We start from the raw sequence: 23044 nt of genomic DNA, 5'->3' as shown, positions 1-23044 counted from the left end.
ATAAGGAGAGAAAGAACATGGACATGAATAATGTAAATATAGAAGAAATCGTGAAACAGGTTCTCTCCGGCATGACAGGAAATGCACCGGCAGCAGCTTCTGCACCGGCAGCATCAACTGGAATCCCGAAGACAGCCAGAGTAGCTGTATTAACTGAGAAAGAGCATTTTGACATCAAAGAATATCCAATCCCGCCAATCGGAGATGATGATATCCTGGTTAAAGTTGAAGGATGCGGCGTATGCGGTACAGATGCACACGAATTTAAGAGAGATCCGTTTAACCTGATCCCGGTAGCACTTGGACATGAAGGTACAGGTGAGATCGTGGCAATGGGTAAGAATGTTAAAGTTGACACAGCAGGAAAACCTGTAAAGGTTGGAGACAAAGTTGTTACCTGTATGATCTTCAAGGATGATCCTGATATTACAATGTTTGACCTGAACAAGAAGAACGTAGGCGGAGCTGATGTATACGGACTTCTTCCTGACGATGATGTACATCTCAACGGATGGTTCTCTGATTACATCTTCTTAAGAGGCGGAAGCTTCGGAACTACATTCTTTAATGTAAGTGATCTGGATCTGGATTCCCGAATTCTCATTGAGCCATGTGCAGTGCTTGTACATGCAGTAGAGAGAGCAAAAACAACAGGAATCCTTCGTTTCAACAGCAGAGTAGTTGTTCAGGGCTGCGGACCGATCGGACTGATCTGCATTGCAGTACTCCGTACTATGGGGGTTGAACATATCTGCGCAGTAGACGGAAATGAGAAACGTCTTGAATTTGCCAAGAGAATGGGTGCAGACACAAGCGTTAACTTCATGAACTTTAAGGGAATCGAAGCACTGACAGAAGCTGTAAAAGAAGCTCAGGGCGGACATCTTGCAGATTTCGCATTCCAGTGCACAGGAAACCCGAAAGCTCATGCAAACATTTATAAATTTATCCGCAATGGTGGTGGTCTTTGTGAACTTGGCTTCTTCATCAATGGTGGAGATGCTACAATTAATCCGCACTTTGACCTCTGCTCTAAAGAGATCAACCTGGTTGGTTCCTGGGTATATACTCTGAGAGATTATGTAACAACCTTTGATTTCCTTAAGAGAGCAAAAGCAATTGGTCTTCCGATGTCTGAACTGATCACAGATAAGTTCCCGTTAGAGCAGATCAATGAAGCTCTTCAGACAAACCTGGCAATGACAGGACTTAAGATCGCAGTTGTAAACAAATAGTTGCTGTTCACCGGTAATATCCCGCAAAGAGTATTGCTGTGAACGGAGTGAACAGTAGCAACAAATAATAAGCCTGGCAATAGAGGAGAAAAGAAATGGCAGAAGCTGTAGGAATTTTAGAGGTATTCGGGCTGGCGACAGCCTTTGTAGCAGGCGATGCCGGATGCAAGGCAGCAAATGTCCGCCTGGAGGTTTTTGATAAAAACAAACCAGCCAATGCTGACAGCCTGCCGGTACCGCTCCTTGTCTGCATTAAATTCAGAGGAAGTGTAACTGATGTTACAGCGGCTGTGGAAGCAGGCATGGAAGTTGCAAACAGAATGACTGGTGTGGTACAGCATTATGTGATCCCGAACCCGGAAGAGGGAACGGAAAAAATGCTGAAGATCAGCGCCCTGGATAAGGATTAGCAGTTGCATATCCATTGGGCATCAGTTAAAATATAATCAGATATTTATTTGTAGATTCAGGAGGAAGCAGAAATGGCACAGGAAGCATTAGGAATGGTAGAAACCAGAGGACTTACAGCAGCAATTGAAGCAGCTGATGCAATGACAAAAGCAGCTGAAGTAGCATTAGTAGGAACAGAGAAGATTGGATCCGGACTTGTAACAGTTATGGTACGCGGAGACGTAGGAGCTGTTAAGGCAGCAGTAGAAAGTGGAAGCGCGGCAGCATCCAGACTTGGCGAATTAGTTGCTACTCATGTAATTCCGAGACCTCATACAGACGTAGAGAAAATCCTTCCAAGCATCTGACCAGCAGATTGAGAAGTATAAAAAAGGAGTTCGCTCATGAGTAAATCATATGGATTTATAGAAATCACTGGTGTCGTTGCAGCAATCGATGCACTGGACATCATGTGCAAAACTGCAGACGTTGAGCTGGCGTCATGGGAACGTAAGCTGGGCGGACGACTGGTTACTATTATAGTTGAAGGCGATGTATCTGCCGTTACAGAAGCAGTAAATGCAGCAGCGACAGGTGCGATCAAGAAACCGGTAAGTTATGCAGTAATTGCACGTCCCCACGAAGAAATCGTCAGAATGGTGGAATTAAGTGCAAGTCGCTGGAAGAACAATCAGGGGGATGAATAATGGCTGAAGAGAAGAAACCGGAAGCAGATAAAAATGCCCCTAAAAAGGCAGCCGCTCCAAGAAGAACGAAAGCAAAAACTTCTTCAAAACCGGAAGTAAAAGCTCAGACGGCAGATACGGCGGCAGAAACAGCAAATAAAACAGAATCCCAGAAAGAACAGATAAAGGAAACAGTATCTCATAAGGAGGAAAAAGTTATGACACAGGAAGCATTAGGAATGGTAGAAACCAGAGGACTTACAGCAGCAATCGAAGCAGCAGACCAGATGTGCAAGGCTGCTAACGTAGCATTAGTAGGAACAGAGAAGATCGGATCCGGACTTGTAACAGTTATGGTACGTGGAGATGTAGGAGCTGTTAAATCAGCAGTAGAAAGCGGAAGCGCAGCAGCATCCAGACTTGGTGAATTAGTTGCTACACACGTAATCCCAAGACCACATACAGATGTAGAGAAAATCCTGCCTGTATTAAAATAGTAATCCATCGTAACTGTCCGGTATCTGCACAGCAGACTGCCGGATGGTTATAATCCGTCATATTTGACAGAAAGCAGGTGTATTCTTGGAATCTAATAATATTGAACTGATTACCAGAATGGTCATTCAGGCAATCAATCAGAATGAAAAAAAAGGCGATGGATTCATGGTTCCCATCGGGGTTTCCGCAAGACACATTCACCTGACACAGGAACATGTAGAAGCATTGTTCGGACCCGGATATCAGCTTACGAAGAAGAAAGAGCTGATGGGAGGTCAGTTTGCTTCTAATGAAACAGTTACCATTGTGGGACTGAAACTTCGTGCCATTGAGAATGTAAGAATCCTTGGACCGGTGCGTAAAGCTTCACAGGTTGAGGTATCTGCGACAGATGCCATTAAGCTTGGAATGAATGTTCCGGTTCGCGAATCCGGAGACGTTGCAGGAAGTGCACCAATCGCAATCATAGGTCCCAAAGGAGCAGTTTATCTGAAAGAGGGATGTATCGTGGCAATGCGCCATATACATATGTCTCCGAAAGATGCACAGGCTGCAGGTGTGAAGGACGGCGATATCGTATCAGTAAAGGCAGATAATGAGAGAGGAACCATCTTCAATCAGGTCAAGATCCGTGTAGACGACAGCTTTACACTGGAAATGCATATTGATACAGATGAAGCAAATGCAGCAAAGATTGCTACAGGCACTACCGTAACAATAATTAAATAATATCGGGGGCCAAAGGTCAAAAAGCCGTTCGTGCCTGCACGATAAGGTTTTTGAACAGAAACCCTTAAGCGTTAATTGGGGGCAGAAGTATTTGCCCCCAATATTATTATCAGAAACAATTTGGAGGCTCATATGATCGTAGGCAAAGTTGTAGGAAGTGTGGTATCCACACGAAAGAGTGAGAAGCTGATTGGAAGTAAATTTATGATTATCGAGCCTGTGCATCATATGAAAGGCGACCTGAGCCAGCTGGTTGCGATCGATATGATCGGAGCCGGAGTTGGTGAATATGTATTGGTGGCACAGGGAAGCGCAGCAAGAATAGGCTGCGGCGTAGAAACAGCACCAGTAGATGCCGCAATTGTCGGTATTATTGATGACGGTGCAGGATTGGAGTAACGCCATGGAAATCAAAGAATTACAGGATATTATACAGCAGAATGGTGTGGTAGGTGCCGGCGGAGCCGGATTCCCTACTTATATGAAGCTTACAGACAAGGCTAATATCATTCTTATGAACTGTGCAGAGTGTGAACCATTACTGAAATTACACAGACAGTTATTGGAAAAACACGCATATGAAATTATGAAAACATTCCATATGATCCAGGAGACGGTTGGTGCTTCTGAAGCAATTATTGGAATTAAGAAGTCTTATGTACAGACAATTCATGCATTAAATCAGCATATTGAAGAATTTCCTGGCATGAGGCTGCATCTTCTGGACGAAGTTTATCCGATGGGAGATGAGGTTGTACTTATTTATGAGGCAACCGGAAGAGTAGTACGGCCGGGAGGACTGCCGATCGAGCAGGGAGTAGCTGTATTTAACGTTGAAACTGTATACAATGTATATCGTGCTGTGGAAGAGAAGCAGCCGGTTACAGACAAATATGTATCTGTTGTTGCAGAAGTAAGTGATCCTGTTACAGTGAGAGTTCCCCTGGGATGTACTCTGGAGGAAGTGGTAGCACAGGCAGGCAGCACAACAGTGAAGGATCCTGTCTATTTCGTAGGCGGCCCGATGATGGGGCGTATCGGAAATGGTTCAGATCCGGTGACAAAGACAACAAATGCGATTTTGGTCCTTCCAAAAGACCATCTTATTGTAGCGAAGAAGCAGCGGACTTCTTCCATAGATTTAAAACGTGCAGCATCTATCTGCTGCCAGTGCAATACCTGTACAGATTTATGTCCGAGACATAATCTGGGACATCCGATCGATCCGGCGAAATTTATGAGAGCTGCATCAAATAATGATTTCAGAGACCTGAATCCATATATAGATGCTTCCTTCTGCAGTTCCTGCGGTGTATGTGAGATGTACTCATGTCCTCAGAGTCTTGCACCGAGAAGTCTTCTCGCAGATATGAAGGGCGGTCTGAGAAAAGCAGGTATCCGTCCTCCGCAGGGTGTACAGCCGAAACCGGTACAGGAATCCAGAGAATACCGTAAGGTTCCGGAAGAACGTCTGATGGCGCGACTTGGTCTTACGAGATATGACAAGGATGCTCCTCTGAAAGAAGAACTTGTACAGGTTAAGAAAGTAAGGATATTATTGAGCCAGCACATCGGAGCACCTGCACAGGCAGTGGTCAAAGCCGGTGATGAGGTAACAAGAGGGCAGATGATCGCACAGCCGGCACAGGGCTTAAGCGTTGGTATTCATGCTTCTGTCAGCGGTAAAGTAACAGAAGTAACAGACCGTTACATTATTATTGCAGTAAAGTAGAAAGGACGTGCACAAAATGAGTAAAGCAATCGGAATGATTGAATTTAAAACCACATCTACAGGCGTTACTGCAGCAGATGCTATGGTAAAAACATCTGAGGTAGAGATCGTCGAGGCACAGACCGTATGTCCTGGTAAATATATTGCAATTATTACCGGTGACTTAAGTGCGGTAAAGGCCGCCGTTGATACGGCAGTAACTACATATGAGGATAAATGCATTGACAGCTTTGTGCTGGGCAATCCGCATGAATCCATTTTCCCGGCAATTTACGGAACTACTCAGGTAGAAGATATCAGTGCGCTGGGAATTCTTGAAACTTATGATGCAGCTTCCATTATCGAAGCAGCAGACCAGGCAGCTAAGACTGCGATCGTAGATCTGATAGAACTTCGTATTGCCAAAGGTATGTGCGGAAAATCATATATGATGATCACCGGTGAAGTTTCTGCGGTAGAGGCTTCCATTGACAGGGCAAAAGAACTTGTAGCTGCCAAGGGTATGTACCTGGATTCTTCCGTTATCGCACATCCTGACAGAAGAATGATCGACAGTATTTTATAATATCCGGGGTAAGAAGTTTCTGACCCTGACACTTATAAAAAATTTCTCGAAAAAAGGAGGCAAAGATATGCTTGCACTGGAGAGAAGAAATCTGATTCTCGAAAAATTACAGGCAGAAAAGCGAGTGGTGGTCAGCGAGCTGAGCCAGCTTTATGACGTCTCTGAAGAGACCATACGCCGTGATCTGGATAAACTTGAAAAGGAAGGACTTGCGATAAAAAGTTATGGCGGTGCTGTGATCAATGAGGATGTAAGCATTGATTTGCCTTTTAATGTACGTAAGAACCAGAATGTTACAGGAAAGCAGAAAATGGCTGAACTTGCAGCTTCCCTTGTGAAAGACGGAGATCATATTTTTCTGGATGCGAGTACTACGGCAGTTTTTGTGGCGAAAGCATTAAAGGAAAAAGAACGTCTTACCGTAATTACCAATTCCATGGAAATACTTCTGGAGTTAGCTGATGTATCCGGGTGGAACATTATCTCCACCGGAGGCGTAATGAAAGAAGGATATCTGGCTTTTCTTGGATCAAAGACAGACGAATCCATACGTTCTTATTATGTAGATAAGGTTATCTTTTCGTGTAAGGCGCTGGATCTGGAATGGGGGATTATGGAATCGCAGGAAGCTTTTGGCTCTACCAAGAGAGCGATGATCGGTTCCGGACGAAAGAGAATTCTGGTTGTTGACAGTTCTAAATTTGATCAGACAGCGTTTTCCGTAGCTGGAAGCATGAAAGAAGTAGATATTATAGTGACGGACAAAGAACCGACAGAACGTTGGAAGAAGCACTTTGAGAAATTTAATGTAAAATGCCTATATCCTGTCTGACAAAGAAAATAGGAGTATGATACAATGAATACTTTTGAGATGAAAACCGCGATCCATTTTGGGGATAACGCGTTAGACAGATTAAAAGAGATCCCGTATAAAAGGGTTCTCATTATAACAGATCCATTTGTGGTACAAAGTAAAATGATCAATCTGATCACGGCTCCTTTAAACAGTGCAGGTATTGAATACGATATTTTCCATGACGTTGTGCCGGATGCACCTGTGGACAAGATTGCAGAAGGGGTAAAGAAGTTCCTGGAATATCAGCCGGAAGCAGTTGTTGCAGTCGGTGGTGGTTCTGCGATTGATTCTTCCAAGGCAATCAGAGAATTTGCACTGAAGATCAACAATTACGGAAAAGTAGGTCTGATCGCAATTCCGACGACAAGTGGCACCGGATCAGAAGTTACTTCTTTTGCAGTAGTAAACGATACTGCAGCACATGTAAAATATCCGCTGATCTCAGAGAGCCTTACAGCAGATGAAGCAATTCTGGATGCAGAACTTGTAAGGAGTGTTCCGCCGGCCATCACAGCGGATACTGGTATGGACGTGTTTACACATGCGCTGGAATCATACGTAAGTACTGCACATAATGAATTCTCTTCTGCACTTGCGGAGAAAGCGATTGAAATTTGCGGGGTATTTCTGCTGAGAGCATATCTGGACGGCAGTGATATGCATGCGCGTAAAAAAATGCATGTAGCTTCCTGTCTGGCTGGTTTATCCTTTAATACAGCAGGTCTTGGAATCACTCACAGCATGGCTCATCAGCTGGGAGCAATGTTCCATATTCCGCATGGAAGGGCAAATGCTATGCTGCTTCCGCATATCGTAGAATTTAATTCTGATATCAATAAGCACAGTAAGAGCCAGAAAGAGTATCTTCCGGCTGTAAAGAGATACGCCAATGTTGCGCACATTCTCGGACTGAGCAATTATAATAAAGTAATGACGGTCCGTTCTCTGGTAAACTGGATTCAGTTTATGCAGAAAGAGATGAATATTCCGCTGACGATTCAGGAACTGGGAACAATTGCACCGGAAGAATATTTTGCAGCAATTGACAAGATGGCAGACGCAGCACTTGCAGATGCCTGCACAGTGAATAATCCGAGAGTTCCGACTAAAGAAGATATTATAAAGATTTATACGAAATTATGGTCATTCTGAAAATGAAGACAATAATTTCCGGCAGATGCTGACTGCTGCTGAAATCAGATACAGGAGATGGAGAAGAGATGAGTATTTATACAAAAAGAGGAGACAGAGGAATTACAGATATGGCTCATGCTGGTAATATTTCCAAGTCTGATGACCGTATCCGCCTTATGGGTGAGGCTGATGAACTGAATAGTCATATTGAACTTGTAAAAAGTATGCTCCGTCAGTCAGAAATACTTCAGCTTCTTGAACGTATTCAAAAGAATCTTGATCTGATCGCAGCGGGAGTCAGTAACCCATATGATCGTGACTGTAAAGTCAGTGAAAAGGAAACAGCAGTGTTGGAGGCGGAAACAGATAAACTGGAAGCACTGTGCGAAAAGCCTGTTCCGGAGAAGCTTACAGGAAAGAGCCGACTGGCTGCAGAGATAGATATTGCACGTACTGTTGCCAGAAGAACAGAGCGCTGCCTTGCACAGGTCAGCGTGAAGTTTGGCGCAGATACAGAGAGTAAGAGATTTCTTAACCGCCTTTCGGATTATCTGTATATTTTGGCGAGATATATAGAGTATTACTCTGATCTTTCAGTGGAACTGTCTGATGATCATGCGGGTGCATTGGCGAAAACGTCTGATAATAATACAGATGCATTGCCGGAACCGTCCGACAGTAATACAGATGTATTAAAAAAGACGGCAGATATCAATGAAGCCGTCATCCAGGAGGTTCTTAAACGAATGGGAATTCAGAGCAGGATAACATTGGATACAGCGAAGAAACTGATCGAGAGACTGGAGCAGGAAGCTGTGCGCAGAGGGCAGCGTGCGGTAATCGCGGTCTGCAATCCGGAAGGAAATCCGGTTGCGGTCCATGTGATGGATGGAGCATTCCTTGTAAGCTTCGATGTGGCAATGAAGAAAGCTTATACTGCAGTGGCAGTGAAGATGTCTACAATGGAACTTTCGAAGATCGCACAGCCCGGAGGAACCTTTTATGGCGTTGACAAGCTGGATGGTGGAAAAATCGTTATTTTCGGCGGCGGTATTCCGCTGAAGTCCGGAAATACAATTATCGGTGGACTTGGAATCAGCGGCGGTACAGGAGAAGAAGACCATAGTCTGGCAGAGTATGGTCAGTCTGTGTTAAATGAAATATTGTAAGATGGATGACAACTATTTGGCAGTCCGCTGTTGAAGGCACCAGACAGTTGTGAAGGAGTATTAAAAAGATCAGAACAGTTCTGAAGAGAGCTGTTCTGGTCTTTTTGCGATGTACTGATTTATCTTCGCTTATATTTCCCGGGAGTCATGCCTTTGTATTTCTTAAAAGTACGTATAAAATAACTCAGATCATTAAATCCGTTCCTGTAAGCAATTTCTGTGATTGAATCATCAGTAGCTGCCAGCTGGAAACAGGCTTCTTCGATTCGCTGTCTGTTCAGATAATCTACAGGAGTCTGATGGGTCATTTCCGAAAAAAATTTGCAGAAATATTTCGGTGACATAGAGACAGAAGCAGACAGTTCCTGAAGTGTGATAGGATTGGCATAATTTTTTTCGATAAATTCCAGAACCTGCTTCAACTGGAGAATACGTTTATAGTCTCTGCGCGTTCGGGTAGGATTTTCGATAAAGTAATGATTACTGAAAATCAAACCAAAAAAGTGGTAAAATTGTCCAAATACAGTCAGCTCATATCCGGTATCTTTTTCATACATGGCATCAAACAGAACAGAAATACAGTTCAGAATCTGTGGATGCTCATCTGAAAAATGTGGAAAAAGCATTGTTTCCTGATGCAGGATTTTCTGGATATATTCTCCGCATACAGGATTGTTTTTCAAAAAAGTGTTCATATCAAAAACAATGCACTGATATACACAATCATGGGGAATTCCTGAATGAAGAATTCCGCTATGTACAAAAATGACATCATTCTTAACTGCTGTAAAACTTTTTTCGTCTAAAGTGACAGTAAGAGAACCTTCCAGAATACGAATTATTTCATATTCCACATGCCAGTGATAAGACATGACATATCTGGGATGTGTATGATCGATGTGATGAAACTCAAATGGAAACTCATAAGTGCCTCTTGGACGGTCTTCATTATGGTTTAAATCATGCAAAAGAACTTTCCTCCTTACAAAATTTACAGAAATTTTATGATTAAAACAGAAAAAGTGAATATTGTACTGTTTTTTGCTATTATAACACAAGTAATTTTCTGAATGCAATTATATAATAGATATCAGTAACAAAGTTGAGTGGTCAGGCTGCTGTGAACGGAGTGAACAGTGGTTATCGGGCTACTTGGCACAACAGGTGTAGAGGTTATTATTTTTGTTATATTTGCAGTCAGAAGATGCTGCGAAAAGTGAAAATGTAATCTTGGGGGTTAGAGCGTGTCTGAAAAATCATTCCCGCAAAGTGTGACGCACATCTTGCAGAAAGCCTTTTTCAGACACGCTCTAGCAGGAAATGATCCTGCGGGAATCTTACAATAATTTATCAGGAGGTATTTTATTATGGCAAAGAGCAGATTAATTGGCAGCTATCCGGTAATTGGTATCAGACCTACTATCGATGGTCGTAGAGGAGCACTGGATGTTCGTGGATCTCTGGAAGATCAGACAATGAATATGGCGAAATCAGCTGCTAAATTATTTGAAGAGAATTTAAGATATTCCAACGGTGAACCGGTTAAAGTTGTAATCGCTGATACAACCATCGGACGTGTTGGAGAGAGCGCTGCATGTGCAGATAAATTCCGTAAAGAAGGCGTAGATATCACTCTTACAGTTACACCATGCTGGTGCTACGGTGCTGAGACAATGGATATGGATCCACAGACGATCAAAGCTGTATGGGGATTCAACGGAACAGAAAGACCTGGTGCTGTATACCTTGCATCTGTACTTGCAACACATGCACAGAAAGGACTTCCGGCATTCGGTATCTATGGACATGATGTTCAGGAAGCTGATGATACATCTATTCCGGAAGATGTTAAAGAAAAACTGTTAAGATTCGGCCGCGCAGCAGTTGCAGCAGCATCCATGAGAGGAAAATCCTATCTGCAGATCGGTTCTGTAACAATGGGTATCGGCGGATCTATCATTGATTCCGATTTCATCGAATCTTATCTTGGAATGAGAGTTGAGTCTGTTGATGAGGTAGAGATCATCCGTCGTATGACAGAGGGTATCTATGATCACGCAGAATTTGAGAAAGCTCTGAAATGGGCAAAAGAAACCTGTAAGATCGGCTGGGACAAGAACCCTGAAGAACTTCAGTTCTCTCCGGAGAAGAAAGAAGAGCAGTTTGAGTTTGTAGTTAAGATGGCAGTTATCATCAAAGAACTGATGAATGGCTGTGACAACCTTGATCCTAAATTCTCCGAAGAAGCAATCGGACACAATGCTCTGGCAGCCGGTTTCCAGGGACAGAGACAGTGGACAGATTTCTATCCGAACGGTGACTTTGCAGAAGCTATGCTGAACACTTCTTTTGACTGGAACGGAGCACGTGAACCATACATCCTGGCTACAGAGAACGATGTTCTTAACGGACTTGGAATGCTGTTCATGAAACTTCTTACAAACAGAGCACAGATTTTCGCTGACGTTCGTACATACTGGAGCCCGGAGGCTGTTAAGAAAGCTACAGGATATGACCTTGAGGGCGTAGCAAAAGAAGCCGGCGGTTTCCTTCACCTGATCAACTCCGGTGCTGCCTGCCTTGATGCTAACGGAGAAGCAAAAGAAGCTGATGGAACAGCTGTTATGAAACAGTGGTGGGATATCACAGAAGAAGACCAGAAAGCAATCATGGAAAACACAGAATGGTGTATGGCTGACAACGGATATTTCCGTGGAGGCGGATACTCCAGCCGTTATGAAACACGTGCCCAGATGCCTGCAACAATGATCCGTCTGAACCTTGTAAAAGGACTTGGACCGGTTCTGCAGATCGCTGAAGGATGGACAGTAGCTCTTCCTGAAGAAGTATCTGACAAGCTGTGGAAACGTACAGACTATACATGGCCATGTACATGGTTTGCTCCAAGATGCGATGGCAAAGAAGGACCGTTCAAGACAGCTTATGATGTAATGAACAACTGGGGTGCAAACCATGGAGCAATCTCCTACGGACACATTGGTGCAGATCTTATCACAATGTGCTCTATGCTGAGAATTCCTGTATCCATGCACAATGTTCCTGAGAAAGATATCTATCGTCCGGCAGCATGGAATGCATTTGGAATGGATAAAGAAGGTGCAGATTTCAGAGCATGCAAGAATTATGGACCTCTTTACAAATAATAAATAAAACCGATATGTAAGAATGTATATCGGCCGCCCGGAGTTGGAGATGATCTGACTTTGGGCGGCTGTTTGTATCAGGGGGAATCAAAAAAACAAACTGATATCTGTGTGTACAGATACCAGCCTGTTGTATATATATGTATGTGTGATGTGTGTATAATGTGTAAAAATGATATTTGGCATGAATATGCCAAAATCCCGAGACATACAAGTCAAAATTCCATTGCCGCAGGCAATCTGGAATGAATTTTGGCTACGTTACTGTGAACAGTAACGAAAAGATAAAGCAAAATCAGTTGTTGATTACAACACCTTTCTGAAGCATTATATTTGCATACAGAGCTTTTTCGCTTGTGGAAATAATGCAATATGCAGTTTTGGCTTCTTCATAGAAAGCGAAACGTTCAATATTTCCAACCGCTTTATCGCCGCGCTCGTCATATTTGGCAACGATTTCTTTATATGTATCCCAGATTGGTGTTTCTACATTATCGCCAGGCATAACTTCCATGAGATTTACAGGATGCTCTACATAAGTATCCAGTGGAAACAGTTTGAGGATCGCATCCAGGATTTCCGGTACACCATGTCCGTCACAGCGGATAGTGATGGCATTCTTTCCCATAGATTCAACAGGGAAGTTACCGTCTGCGATAACAAGACGATCGCTGTGTCCCATTTCACATAAAACTTTTAATAATTCCGGTGATAAAATTTCAGGAATTCCCTTTAACATAATTTGTATTCTCCTTTCAAAATTCTGAAAATCATTGTAAACAGTTTAATGAAAAAAATCAGATTATTCAAGGCAATATTTTACGCAAAAAGAGTAAATTTTTATAGTTTACAGCGGAGGAAACAGTAACACACGGAGCTGTATGAAATGCACAAAAATATATTGAAAAAATTGAAAAAATAGTATAAATATGCTATTATCATTATAGTGAATCACGCAGATATTCGAAACCTGCTTTACTGTTCGCTTATAACCGAATAGCTGCTTTGCGGAGGTTTTACCTGATTTGGTTAAATAAGTAAAAGGAAGTAGTAATTTTTATTGGGTTATCAGGCAGGGGATGATGCCTGGATCTTATGGGGGATAAAATTTAATATGTACAAAATATTATTGGTAGACGACGAAATCCTGGTCAGGGATGCAATCAGGGAGAACATTGACTGGAAAAGCCTGGACTGTGAGCTTGTGGGGGATTGTGAGAATGGCAGACAGGCAGTGGAATTTGTGCAGAGCCACAAGGTGGATGTTGTATTGACAGATATCTGTATGCCTTATATGGATGGTATGGAACTGAGCGAGTTTCTTCATGATAATTATCCGGATATTCTTATTGTTATATTCAGCGGTTTTGGGGAATTTGAATATGCGAAGAAAGCAATCCGTTATAATGTAAGTGAATATATGCTCAAACCTGTCACAGCAATGGAACTGACAAAAGTGCTCCGGAATATGAAAGAGAAACTGGATTCCAGAAAAAAAGAACAGAAAAAAATGGAATCCCTGTCGCAGACTTCAAAGGATTACCACAAGAATGTGGATGTCATCCGGTCGAAAGCACTGGAGACTCTTGTAAATTGTACCAGAGATGTACAGGTAAGTCTTCTGGAACTGAAAAAGCTGGGGATCAGCTTTGACTGTTCGAGCTACAGAGTAGCTGTTTTTGATATGGACACTTACTCAGAAATGTATCAGGTAGATATGCATAAACAGCAGGAAAGCGCACTGATGTCCTTTGTACTTTTTAATATAAGCAATGAAATTGTGACCAGAGAGAACGCAGGTGTTGCTTATCAGGAAGGCAGCAATCGGGTATGCATTATATTTACAGGATGCAGATCCAGAGAATTCGGAGACAAAATACATAGTATCTGTCAGGAAATCCAGCAGAAAGTAAAAGAAGTGATCGGGATTGAAACTTCTATAGGAATCGGAAGCTGGGTGAGATCACCTCAGGAACTGGTCTATTCCTATAAGCTTGCTGAGAAAGCCATTGGCTATCGGTATCTGCTGGGAGGCAGCCTCCTTTTGGATATGGAAGAAAAGAAAACGGACAACAGTATTAATCTTATAAAATCTCTGGAAACACTGACAGAAGAGATAAAGGTCGGAAACAGGCAGAAAGTGACAGAAATCCTGGAGCAGATCGAGCATGAGATCAAAGGGGCACTGGTGGAGAAAAGCTATGCCTGCATTTATCTTCAGCAGGTGATACGTGCCATCGGAAATACCTGCCAGTCCCTGAGTGATGATCCGGAAAAGATCATTGCTCAGAGAGAGAAGCTTCTGAAAGAAGTTTCTCAGGCAAAAACCTTTGATAAAGCAGTGACATTGGTGAAGAAGTATGCTGAAGGAGTTTTTGAATCACTTCAGGATCTGAATAGTTCCAGCGGCCAGAGGCAGGGAATGATGGCTATGGATTATATCCGGAAAAATTATATGGATCCGGATCTGAGTCTGAACAGTATCTGTTCTTATCTGAATATCAGTACCAGCTATTTCAGTACTATTTTTAAGGAGATGACAGGGGAAACATTTATCGAATCACTTACCAGGATCAGAATGGAGAAGGCGAAGGAACTCCTGGAGAATACAACTCTGAAGAATTATGAGATTGCGGAAAAAGTAGGATTTTCAGATCCACACTATTTCGGAATTTCATTTAAGAAGATGACAGGAAAAACACCTACCGAATATGCAAGGGAGAAACGCCGATGAAGATTTCTTCAAAATTTAAGAGTATTCAGAGTTCTATTTTCTGTGCGGTGTCGATCCTGGTATTAAGTGCTGTGCTGGTTGTGACAGTGGTATCTCTGAGATATACGAATTCATCTATTTATGAAAATTCTGTCATGTATACACAGACGATCATCAAACAGCTGAATCAGAATATAGATTCGTATATCAGTTATATGGATAATATTGCGTCAGTGATCGCGCAAAGCGGTGATGCTTATAAATATCTGTACAGTGAAAAAGGACATGGAGCCACAAAGGATGAAAATTACAGTGAATACAGACAGCGTCTTGTGGAACAGTTTAAAACGATCCTGAAGGGCAGGGCGGATATCAGAAATATCGGGATTGTCAGAGAGGATAAGAATACTCCATCTCTGTTTGACAATGGATTATCTGTGAGAAATACATATGTAGATCTTAATACACAGCCATGGTATGCAGATGCAGTCGGAAAATATGACCGGTATAATCTGACATCATCTCATGTGCAGAATGTGATAAAGGGAGAAAGACCATGGGTCATCACACTCAGCAGAGGAATCCGCAATTATACAGGAACAGAAGCAGAGGATGGAGTAGTTTTTCTGGATCTGAATTACAGTGCGATCAGTGAACTCTGTGCGCAGAGCAGCATGGGAGATAAAGGATATGTTTTTATTCTTGATCAGAATGGAAATATCGTTTATCATCCACAACAGCAGCAGTTATATAATGAACTGCAGACAGAGAACATTTCACTTGTTATGAATGCAAAATCAGATATTGTTACTGTCGGAAAGGGAGATGACGAGAAAATTTATGCACTGTCCCATTCTGATATCACAGGATGGACTATTGTGGGATGCATGAATATGTCTGAACTTTTACGAAACAGCAGACAGACAAGAAGTATTTATGTGCTGGTAGCAGTGGGGCTGATCATAGTTGCTCTTCTGATTTCCAGCCTGATTGCCAGAAATATTACGCTGCCGATCCAGAAGCTTCGTGATTCTATGAAAAGTGTGCAGAAAGGAAATTTTGATATTGAAGATATAAAGGTGATTTCTGACAATGAAATAGGAAGTCTTACCAGATCTTTTAATGTGATGACGCACAGGATAAGGGAATTAATGGAGCAGAATGTAAAGGAGCAGGAGCAGAAGAGAAAAATAGAACTGAAAGCTCTGCAGTCGCAGATCAATCCGCACTTTCTGTACAATACGCTGGATTCTATTATCTGGATGGCTGAAGGAAAGAAGAATGAGGAAGTGGTGATAATGACGGCTTCTCTGGCGCGACTGCTCAGACAGAGTATCAGCAATGAGGATGAGCTTGTAACAGTCGGACAGGAGATTGAATATGTCAGAAGTTACCTCACGATCCAGAAGATGCGCTACAAGGATAAGCTGGAATTTGAGATAAAGGCAGATCCATCCATTACACAGGTACCTATCATTCGTCTGGTATTGCAGCCGCTCGTGGAGAATGCAATTTATCATGGCTTAAAATATAAAGACAGTAAAGGACTGTTGACAGTACATGGATATATGAAAGGTGAGAATGCAGTAATCGATATTACGGACGATGGTGTGGGAATGGATGAGGAAACCCTGAAACATATTTATGATAAGCATAAGGTGAATTACCGTTCCAATGGAGTTGGGGTGTACAATGTGCAGCAGCGTCTGGTTTTATATTATGGAAAAGATTATGGCATTATCTATCACAGTGAAAAAGGAAAGGGAACCACAGCATCTGTTGTAATTCCCGGAATACAGGAGGAATCCCATGAAAAGTCATAAAAAAGAAATTATAACAGTTGCAATCCTTATGGCGGCAGCAGTGGTGATTTTTGCCGGAATCCTGAAACCGGAGGCGACACAGACGAAAAAATGCTCCCTCATTTATATTCCAAAGATCAGGGATAACACCAATGATTTCTGGACTTCGGTAATATCCGGCTGTAAGATGGCGGCAGAGGAATATGAATCTGACCTTGAAATCCTGGCTCCGGATAAAGAAGAGAATATAGAAGAACAGAATAAACTTCTGAAAAAAGCCATTGAGCAGAAACCGGATGCGATTCTGTTTTCTCCTTCCAGCATGGATGCATCAGATGAACTTCTGAAGGAAGCAAAAGAAAAAGGAATCCGTATTACCTATATTGATTCCTATACAAAAGAAAAACTGCAGGATCTCACAGTTGCCACAGATAATGTGAATGCGGGCAGGATGTTAGGAGAGTATGCCAGAAAATTAATCGATAAAGATTCAAAGATAGCCATTGTCAGCCATGTAAAAGGTGTTTCCACGGCTGTGGAGAGAGAACAGGGATTCAGGGAAGGTCTTGGTGACTATGCTGATAACATAGTAGATATTGTCTACTGTAACTCACTCTATGAGAAATCCTATGAACTGGCGCAGGAACTGATGAGGAAATATCCGGATCTGGAACTGATTGCAGGAATGAACGAATATTCTGCAGTTGGTGTGGGAAGAGCAGTCAGTGATGCAGGAGCGAAAGATAAGATCGCAGTAGTTGGTGTGGACTGTTCCCAGGAGGCCATCAATCTTATGGAAATGGGCGTTTATAAGGGAATTATTGTGCAGAAAGCATTCCGGATGGGGTATATCGGAGTGGAAGAAACCATTCATATGCTTAACGGGGATGCAGTAGAGAAGAATATTGATTCAGGATGCGAGCTGGTTACGCCGGAGAATATGTATAACAGTGATATTGAACGGCTTATCTTCCCGTTTAGCTGACTGACGCGTTGAAACGACTGCGTAATATAAGGATAAAAGAAGCAAAAAGGTTAAATATTTCCGGATGAAAAAAAGGAAATATTTAACCTTTTTTTGGAAGATATTTCATTACAATTATCCGACAGGTAAGGTAAGATATAGAAAACAAAGAGAGATACGAAATAACGTAAGGAGGGTGAAAAACTTGGAAAAGTTGAAACAAAATCCAATTGTGAAGAAACTCGGTCTGAACAGAATACTGTTAGCATGTATTCTGGTTCTTATGTTCGTAGTCTTCAAAGTAGTTCTGGGAAGTAAGTTCCCTGTAGGTGACAGTATCAAATCTACTTTGAACTATGTATACTTCCTGGGCTTTCTGTCACTTGGAGTAACATTTGTAATTGCCACTGGAGGAATCGATTTCTCCATTGGACCTGTAATGTTCTGCTGTGCCCTGATCTCAGGTTACTGCATGACATCTTATCATGTACCTTGTGCAGCAGCAATGGTGATCTGTATCCTGATCGGATTTGCATTTGGCGTGTTTAATGGCTGGATGGTATCTTATATGTCAGTTCCGCCATTTATCATTTCCATGGCATCTATGAACATTGCAAAAGGTATTGCATCTGTATTTACAAAGACACAGTCCGTCAGCTGGCCACTGGGAAGTGATCCTGTAAACGGATGGTTCAGAAATCTTATCTCCTATAAGGGATTCCCTGTAGGACTTGTGATTTTCCTGGCAGCAGCAGTGATCTGTGGAATTATTCTTTATAACACAAAACCGGGACGTTATATCCTTTGTCTTGGTTCTAACAGCGAAGCAGTAAGACTCAGCGGTGTTAATACAAAAAAATGGAGAATGCTTGCTTATGTGATCTGCGGTGTTCTTGTAGGAATCGGAGCAATTTTCTTTGTTGGCGCTTATACAACTGTTCAGCCTGGATACGGCGATCAGTACAACAATGAAGCGATTGCAGGCTGTGTAATGGGTGGTACATCCATGGTTGGCGGACTTGCTTCTATCGGCGGTACAGTCATCGGTGTATTTATCATTTCTCTTCTTCAGCAGGGTATCATGGCATTTGGTCTTGGTAAAGGTCAGCAGATGATCATCACAGGACTTATCGTAATTGTAGCAGTTTATGTCGACGTTTCTGCAAGACGCAGAAAGAACTGATCGGAAGGGAGGATGTAACAATGGGTGAAGTTATTTTGACTATGAAGGACATTGATAAGTCCTTTCCTGGAGTTCATGCTCTGGATCACGTTAATTTTGAAGTGAAACGCGGCGAAGTACATGCTCTTATGGGAGAAAACGGTGCCGGAAAGTCTACATTGATGAAAGTTCTTACCGGTATTTATCAGAAAGATTCAGGATCCATTACCTATAAAGGAAAGGAAACTGAATTCCATAACACAAGAGAAGCGCAGGATGCAGGTGTTGTAATCGTGCATCAGGAGCTGAACATGGTAGGTGATCTTACCGTAGCTCAGAATATTTTTATCGGACGTGAACCAAAGAAAGGGTTCAGCATTGATGATAAGAAAATGATCGAAGATTCCAAAAAACTCTTTCAGGAACTGAACATTGAAATCAATCCAAAAGAAAAGATGAACAATCTTACCGTCGGAAAACAGCAGATGTGTGAGATCGCAAAGGCTATTTCCCACAAAGCAGAGGTTATTATCTTTGATGAGCCGTCAGCAGCACTGACAGAGAAAGAGATTGCAGACTTATTCGAGATTATCCGTGATCTTCGTAAGAAAGGTCTTGGAATCGTTTATATTTCCCACCGTATGGATGAGATCAAAACGATCACTGACAGAGTAACAGTCATGCGAGATGGTGGTTATGTAGGAACTCTGATCACAGCAGACAGTACAAAAGAAGACATCATCAATATGATGGTTGGACGTGTTATTTACGAGGATCCAAAAGAACATAGCATGGTTGCACCAGATGCGCCGGTTGTTCTTAAGGTAGAGAACCTGAATGCAGGTAAGATGGTTCAGAATGTAAGCTTTGAACTTCGCAAAGGTGAGATTCTTGGTTTCTCAGGACTGATGGGAGCCGGACGTACTGAGACAGCAAGAGCACTGTTTGGTGCTGACCCGAAACAGAGTGGAAAGATCTCTATAAGGGGAAAAGACGGACAGCTTCGCGAGGTAACTATCAACAGTCCTCAGGATGCAGTTAAATATGGTATTGGTTATCTGTCAGAGGACAGAAGAAGATATGGTTGTGTCGTACAGAAATCTGTAACAGAGAATACTACGCTGGCAACCATGGAAGAATTTACCAGTGGTATCTTCATTAATAAATCAAAAGAAAAAGAGGTTTCAGAGAAATACGTTAAAGAGCTGGCAACCAAAACTCCAAACTGCGAGCAGCTGGTAGTCAATCTTTCCGGTGGTAACCAGCAGAAGGTCGTTATCGCAAAATGGCTGACACGAGACAGTGAGATTCTTATTTTTGATGAGCCGACCAGAGGTATTGATGTTGGTGCCAAGAATGAAATTTACAAGTTAATGAACAGACTGGCTGCAGAAGGTAAATCTATTATCATGATTTCTTCTGAAATGACAGAAGTTCTCCGTATGAGTGACCGTATTATCGTTATGTGTGAAGGTAAGATTACAGGAAATATTGATATTTCCGAAGCTACACAGGAACACATTATGAATCATGCAACACGGAACATCAATTAAGGAGGAAAGTCATGACTAAGAAGAAAAAAAGTATTTTAAGTGATCAGAGATTTATTGTATTACTGGTTATTATTGTACTGTTTGCAATTTTCTCCTTTAAGAGCAGGGAGTTCAGACAGTATACCACAATCCTGAGTATGCTGGATTTCTCATATTATGATCTTCTGATGGCAATCGGTGTTACATTCCCTCTTATTACAGGAGGTGTAGACCTGTCAATCGGAACAGGTATGGTATGTTACGCATTGATCGCAGGATCTCTGGTAAGAAATAATAATCTTCCGGTTGTACTTGCAATGTTACTTTGCATTGTACTTGGAATTATTGTAGGAGCAGCAAATGGTGTGCTGATCGGTATTATGAACCTGCCGCCATTCCTTGCAACACTTTGTACCTGTATGATTACCCGAGGTGCAGGATCCCTGTGCAGTGCCACTCCCTGGCCGGGACTTACACAGGAGGGCGGATGGTTCCATTCAATCTTTAAGATTACAGTTGGAACAGGAAGAAGTGCTTCCCGTTATCCTATCGGTTTCTTATGGATGATCATTCTGGTCCTTGTAATGGAATATGTTCTGAATCATACAAAATTCGGTCGTTATACGATCGCGATCGGTTCCAATAAAGAAGCAGCAGCTCTTTCGGGAATCAACGTTAAATTCTATCATGTTATGGTATATGTAGTATGCGGACTCTTCACAGGTCTTGCAGCTATCGCATATGCGGCAGTTACACCAACTGTACAGCCTGGTACCGGTGCTGGACTTGAAATGGATGCCATCGGTGGAGTATTCGTAGGTGGTGTTGCAGCAACAGGTGGTTATGGATCAGTAATCGGTACTTTAGCCGGTATCTTCGTTATCATGCTTCTGAAAACCGGTCTTCCATATATCGGACTTCAGGCAAACTGGCAGCAGATCATTACAGGTGCAGTTCTTATCATTGCAGTACTGATCGATATCATGAAAGAAAAGAAAGCAGCAGCAAAATAATTTTCAAAACTGAATAAAGAAAAATGCATCTTACGACAGATGCAAAACAGCAGGATATGAAACAACGGAGGGCTTCCAGGGGATGTTCGGCGACAGTATTGTCATATGTGTATTTTGGGGAAGGCGGAACGAGAGAGGAAGCCTCCGGGGTATCATTTATAAAAAAACTATATTAAAAATGTATATTTAAAAGGAGGAAATTTTAAATGAAAGCAAAAAAAGTGATCGCATTAGTTATGTGTGCAGCAATGGTAGCAGGAATGTCCGCATCAAGCGTTATGGCAGCCGATATGCCGGAACAGTTCAAAGATCTGAAAGCTAATGAAGCTTATGATTTCCCGATGATGGTTAAATCTTTCCAGTCTACATACTGGGATGCAGCTCAGGAAGGTATGAAGAAAGCTGCTGATGAACTTGGTGTTACATACAAGGCACAGGGACCAAACAGTGAATCTGATATCGCTGACCAGGTTAACATGATCAACACAGCAATCGCTGCAAAGCCGGCAGGTTTAGGTCTTGCTGCATGCGATACTTCTTCCGTTCTTGATGCACTTCAGGAATGCGTTGACAAAGGAATCCCGGTAGTAACATTTGATACAGGTATCGCTGACGCTCCGGAAGGCTCTGTAGTATGTGAAGTTTGTACAGACAACGCACAGGCTGGTTCTGTTGCAGCTGAAAACATGTACAATGCGATCAAAGATGTTGTAGCTAATGCAGATGGACAGGTTATCATCGGTGAAGTTAACCAGGATGCTACAGGTCAGAATATTCAGCAGCGTGGCGGCGGATTTATTGACAAAATGATCGAACTGCTTCAGGCTGACGGAAAAACAGTTGCAGTTAAAGGTAACGAGTTCTATGTAAACGCAGCTAAAGGTGCAGATGCAAAAGAAGCAGACGCAGACGTTGTTATCCAGGTCGCTGTTCCTGCACAGACAACTGTAGAGCTTTGCTCAACAGAGGCTCAGGCAATCCTTTCTCAGGAAAACTGCATCGCTATCTTCGGTTCCAACCAGACAGCAGCAGAAGGTGTTCTTGCAGCTAATGCTAACCTGAACGTTCTTGGTTCTGACGCAGGAGCAGGCGATGTTATCGGTGTTGGTTTCGATGCTGGTTCTATCATTAAAGCCGCTGTACAGGATGGAACATTCATCGGTGCTGTTACACAGTCTCCTCTGATGATGGGTTACTATGCAATCTACGCTCTGACAGCAGCAGCTAACGGACAGGAACTTGAAGATGTTCCTACAGATGGATACTGGTATGATTCCACAAACATGGACAGCGAAGAAATCGCTCCTAACCTTTATGACTAATCGATAAGTAAATATCGAGAGGAAATGAATCCTTAGAATTAAGTATTAATTATTAATACAAATACAGACGCCGCACTGCCGTATGGCAAGTGCGGCGTTGTTGTTCAAACAATAAAACAATGATTGGAAATGATGATTTTATTAAGTTGTAAAGATACTTATTTCGACGATAGATTTCAAAATAGCAAATAAGGACACTTTTTCAGACAAACAAGGTTCTTATTTTGGGGGAGTAAGTTGAGATAAAATGAAATCATCAGATATGAAGAGCGTATAAATTCATATATTGAGGAGGTTTTGCAATGGCAGCATATTATTTAGCAGTAGATATCGGAGCATCCAGCGGACGTCATATCCTTGGACATATGGAAAACGGAA

Annotated in this window: 23 protein-coding genes; 21 read left to right on the top strand and 2 right to left on the bottom strand. The window is 42.3% G+C overall.

The genetic code is table 11. The features are described 5' to 3' along the window. Nucleotides 1–17 precede the first annotated feature (17 nt). The 12 genes from LJE12_RS12070 (at nt 18) to LJE12_RS12015 (ending at nt 8994) form a co-directional block, all read left to right on the top strand. Nucleotides 18–1235 (top strand): zinc-binding dehydrogenase, encoded by a 1218-nt coding sequence (locus LJE12_RS12070; protein ID WP_118586957.1) that lies wholly within the window; start codon nt 18–20, stop codon nt 1233–1235. Nucleotides 1236–1330: 95 nt separating this feature from the next. Next, nucleotides 1331–1645 carry a BMC domain-containing protein gene (locus tag LJE12_RS12065; RefSeq protein ID WP_008705582.1) on the top strand — a complete coding sequence of 105 codons (315 nt, stop codon included), beginning with the start codon at nt 1331–1333 and terminating at the stop codon, nt 1643–1645. Between the two features lie 72 nt (nt 1646–1717). Next, complete coding sequence (locus tag LJE12_RS12060; protein WP_008705581.1) at nt 1718–1993, top strand: BMC domain-containing protein; 276 nt, start codon at nt 1718–1720, stop codon at nt 1991–1993. 36 nt (nt 1994–2029) lie between these two features. Next, nucleotides 2030–2332, top strand: coding sequence for a BMC domain-containing protein (locus LJE12_RS12055; protein WP_008705580.1), 303 nt, complete (start codon nt 2030–2032; stop codon nt 2330–2332). Nucleotides 2333–2529: 197 nt separating this feature from the next. Then, the gene (locus LJE12_RS12050; RefSeq protein WP_005427721.1) at nt 2530–2808 is read left to right on the top strand and encodes a BMC domain-containing protein; all 279 of its coding nucleotides are present in this window, start codon (nt 2530–2532) and stop codon (nt 2806–2808) included. A 118-nt stretch (nt 2809–2926) separates the two neighbouring features. Continuing rightward, nucleotides 2927–3538, top strand: a complete 612-nt coding sequence (locus LJE12_RS12045; RefSeq protein ID WP_416387584.1) for a phosphate propanoyltransferase — start codon at nt 2927–2929, stop codon at nt 3536–3538. 132 nt (nt 3539–3670) lie between these two features. After that, nucleotides 3671–3937, top strand: coding sequence for a EutN/CcmL family microcompartment protein (locus LJE12_RS12040; RefSeq protein WP_008705576.1), 267 nt, complete (start codon nt 3671–3673; stop codon nt 3935–3937). Between the two features lie 4 nt (nt 3938–3941). Continuing rightward, nucleotides 3942–5270: a 4Fe-4S dicluster domain-containing protein gene (locus LJE12_RS12035; RefSeq protein WP_055053736.1), complete on the top strand. Its 1329-nt coding sequence runs from the start codon at nt 3942–3944 to the stop codon at nt 5268–5270. Nucleotides 5271–5286: 16 nt separating this feature from the next. Continuing rightward, nucleotides 5287–5835: a BMC domain-containing protein gene (locus LJE12_RS12030; protein WP_008705571.1), complete on the top strand. Its 549-nt coding sequence runs from the start codon at nt 5287–5289 to the stop codon at nt 5833–5835. Between the two features lie 67 nt (nt 5836–5902). Beyond that, on the top strand, nt 5903–6667 hold the full coding sequence (locus tag LJE12_RS12025; RefSeq protein ID WP_008705569.1) for a DeoR/GlpR family DNA-binding transcription regulator: 765 nt from the start codon (nt 5903–5905) through the stop codon (nt 6665–6667). A gap of 24 nt (nt 6668–6691) precedes the next feature. Then, nucleotides 6692–7843, top strand: a complete 1152-nt coding sequence (locus LJE12_RS12020; protein WP_008705567.1) for a 1-propanol dehydrogenase PduQ — start codon at nt 6692–6694, stop codon at nt 7841–7843. 68 nt (nt 7844–7911) lie between these two features. Beyond that, nucleotides 7912–8994, top strand: a complete 1083-nt coding sequence (locus tag LJE12_RS12015) for a cob(I)yrinic acid a,c-diamide adenosyltransferase (protein ID WP_055053737.1) — start codon at nt 7912–7914, stop codon at nt 8992–8994. A gap of 119 nt (nt 8995–9113) precedes the next feature. On the opposite strand, the gene LJE12_RS12010 is transcribed toward LJE12_RS12015, so the two are convergent. Next, nucleotides 9114–9962, bottom strand: a complete 849-nt coding sequence (locus LJE12_RS12010) for an AraC family transcriptional regulator (RefSeq protein ID WP_195277791.1) — start codon at nt 9960–9962, stop codon at nt 9114–9116. Between the two features lie 287 nt (nt 9963–10249). On the opposite strand from LJE12_RS12010, the gene LJE12_RS21100 reads away from it, so the two are divergent. Both LJE12_RS21100 and LJE12_RS12005 read left to right on the top strand, forming a co-directional pair. Beyond that, nucleotides 10250–10318, top strand: a complete 69-nt coding sequence (locus LJE12_RS21100) for a DUF6783 domain-containing protein (protein ID WP_368214656.1) — start codon at nt 10250–10252, stop codon at nt 10316–10318. 43 nt (nt 10319–10361) lie between these two features. Then, nucleotides 10362–12158: an L-fucose isomerase gene (locus LJE12_RS12005; RefSeq protein WP_173681545.1), complete on the top strand. Its 1797-nt coding sequence runs from the start codon at nt 10362–10364 to the stop codon at nt 12156–12158. A gap of 295 nt (nt 12159–12453) precedes the next feature. On the opposite strand, the gene LJE12_RS12000 is transcribed toward LJE12_RS12005, so the two are convergent. Then, complete coding sequence (locus LJE12_RS12000) at nt 12454–12897, bottom strand: RbsD/FucU family protein (RefSeq protein ID WP_008708382.1); 444 nt, start codon at nt 12895–12897, stop codon at nt 12454–12456. Between the two features lie 375 nt (nt 12898–13272). Here LJE12_RS12000 and LJE12_RS11995 point away from each other — a divergent pair, with 375 nt between their 5' ends. The 7 genes from LJE12_RS11995 (at nt 13273) to LJE12_RS11965 (ending at nt 22666) form a co-directional block, all read left to right on the top strand. Next, nucleotides 13273–14892: a response regulator gene (locus LJE12_RS11995; protein ID WP_118592774.1), complete on the top strand. Its 1620-nt coding sequence runs from the start codon at nt 13273–13275 to the stop codon at nt 14890–14892. Then, the gene (locus LJE12_RS11990) at nt 14889–16694 is read left to right on the top strand and encodes a sensor histidine kinase (RefSeq protein WP_227226894.1); all 1806 of its coding nucleotides are present in this window, start codon (nt 14889–14891) and stop codon (nt 16692–16694) included. Before LJE12_RS11995 ends, LJE12_RS11990 begins: the two co-directional genes overlap by 4 nt. Then, a complete protein-coding gene (locus tag LJE12_RS11985; RefSeq protein WP_055053739.1) occupies nt 16681–17658 on the top strand; it encodes a substrate-binding domain-containing protein in 978 nt (325 codons plus the stop codon). Before LJE12_RS11990 ends, LJE12_RS11985 begins: the two co-directional genes overlap by 14 nt. Before the next feature lie 184 nt (nt 17659–17842). After that, entirely contained in the window at nt 17843–18820 is a 978-nt protein-coding gene (locus tag LJE12_RS11980; RefSeq protein ID WP_008705559.1) for an ABC transporter permease, read from the top strand. 20 nt (nt 18821–18840) lie between these two features. Continuing rightward, nucleotides 18841–20352 carry a sugar ABC transporter ATP-binding protein gene (locus LJE12_RS11975; protein WP_008705558.1) on the top strand — a complete coding sequence of 504 codons (1512 nt, stop codon included), beginning with the start codon at nt 18841–18843 and terminating at the stop codon, nt 20350–20352. Between the two features lie 11 nt (nt 20353–20363). Next, complete coding sequence (locus tag LJE12_RS11970) at nt 20364–21344, top strand: ABC transporter permease (RefSeq protein WP_008705556.1); 981 nt, start codon at nt 20364–20366, stop codon at nt 21342–21344. A 206-nt stretch (nt 21345–21550) separates the two neighbouring features. After that, nucleotides 21551–22666 carry a substrate-binding domain-containing protein gene (locus LJE12_RS11965; protein ID WP_118571276.1) on the top strand — a complete coding sequence of 372 codons (1116 nt, stop codon included), beginning with the start codon at nt 21551–21553 and terminating at the stop codon, nt 22664–22666. The last annotated feature ends 378 nt before the right edge of the window (nt 22667–23044 follow it).

Source organism: Blautia sp. DFI.6.71, from assembly GCF_020593585.1.
Taxonomy (GTDB): Bacteria; Bacillota; Clostridia; order Lachnospirales; family Lachnospiraceae; genus Blautia_A; species Blautia_A wexlerae.
The sequence above is the reverse complement of the archived record's forward strand: the minus strand, read 5'-3'. Positions and strand labels throughout refer to the sequence as shown.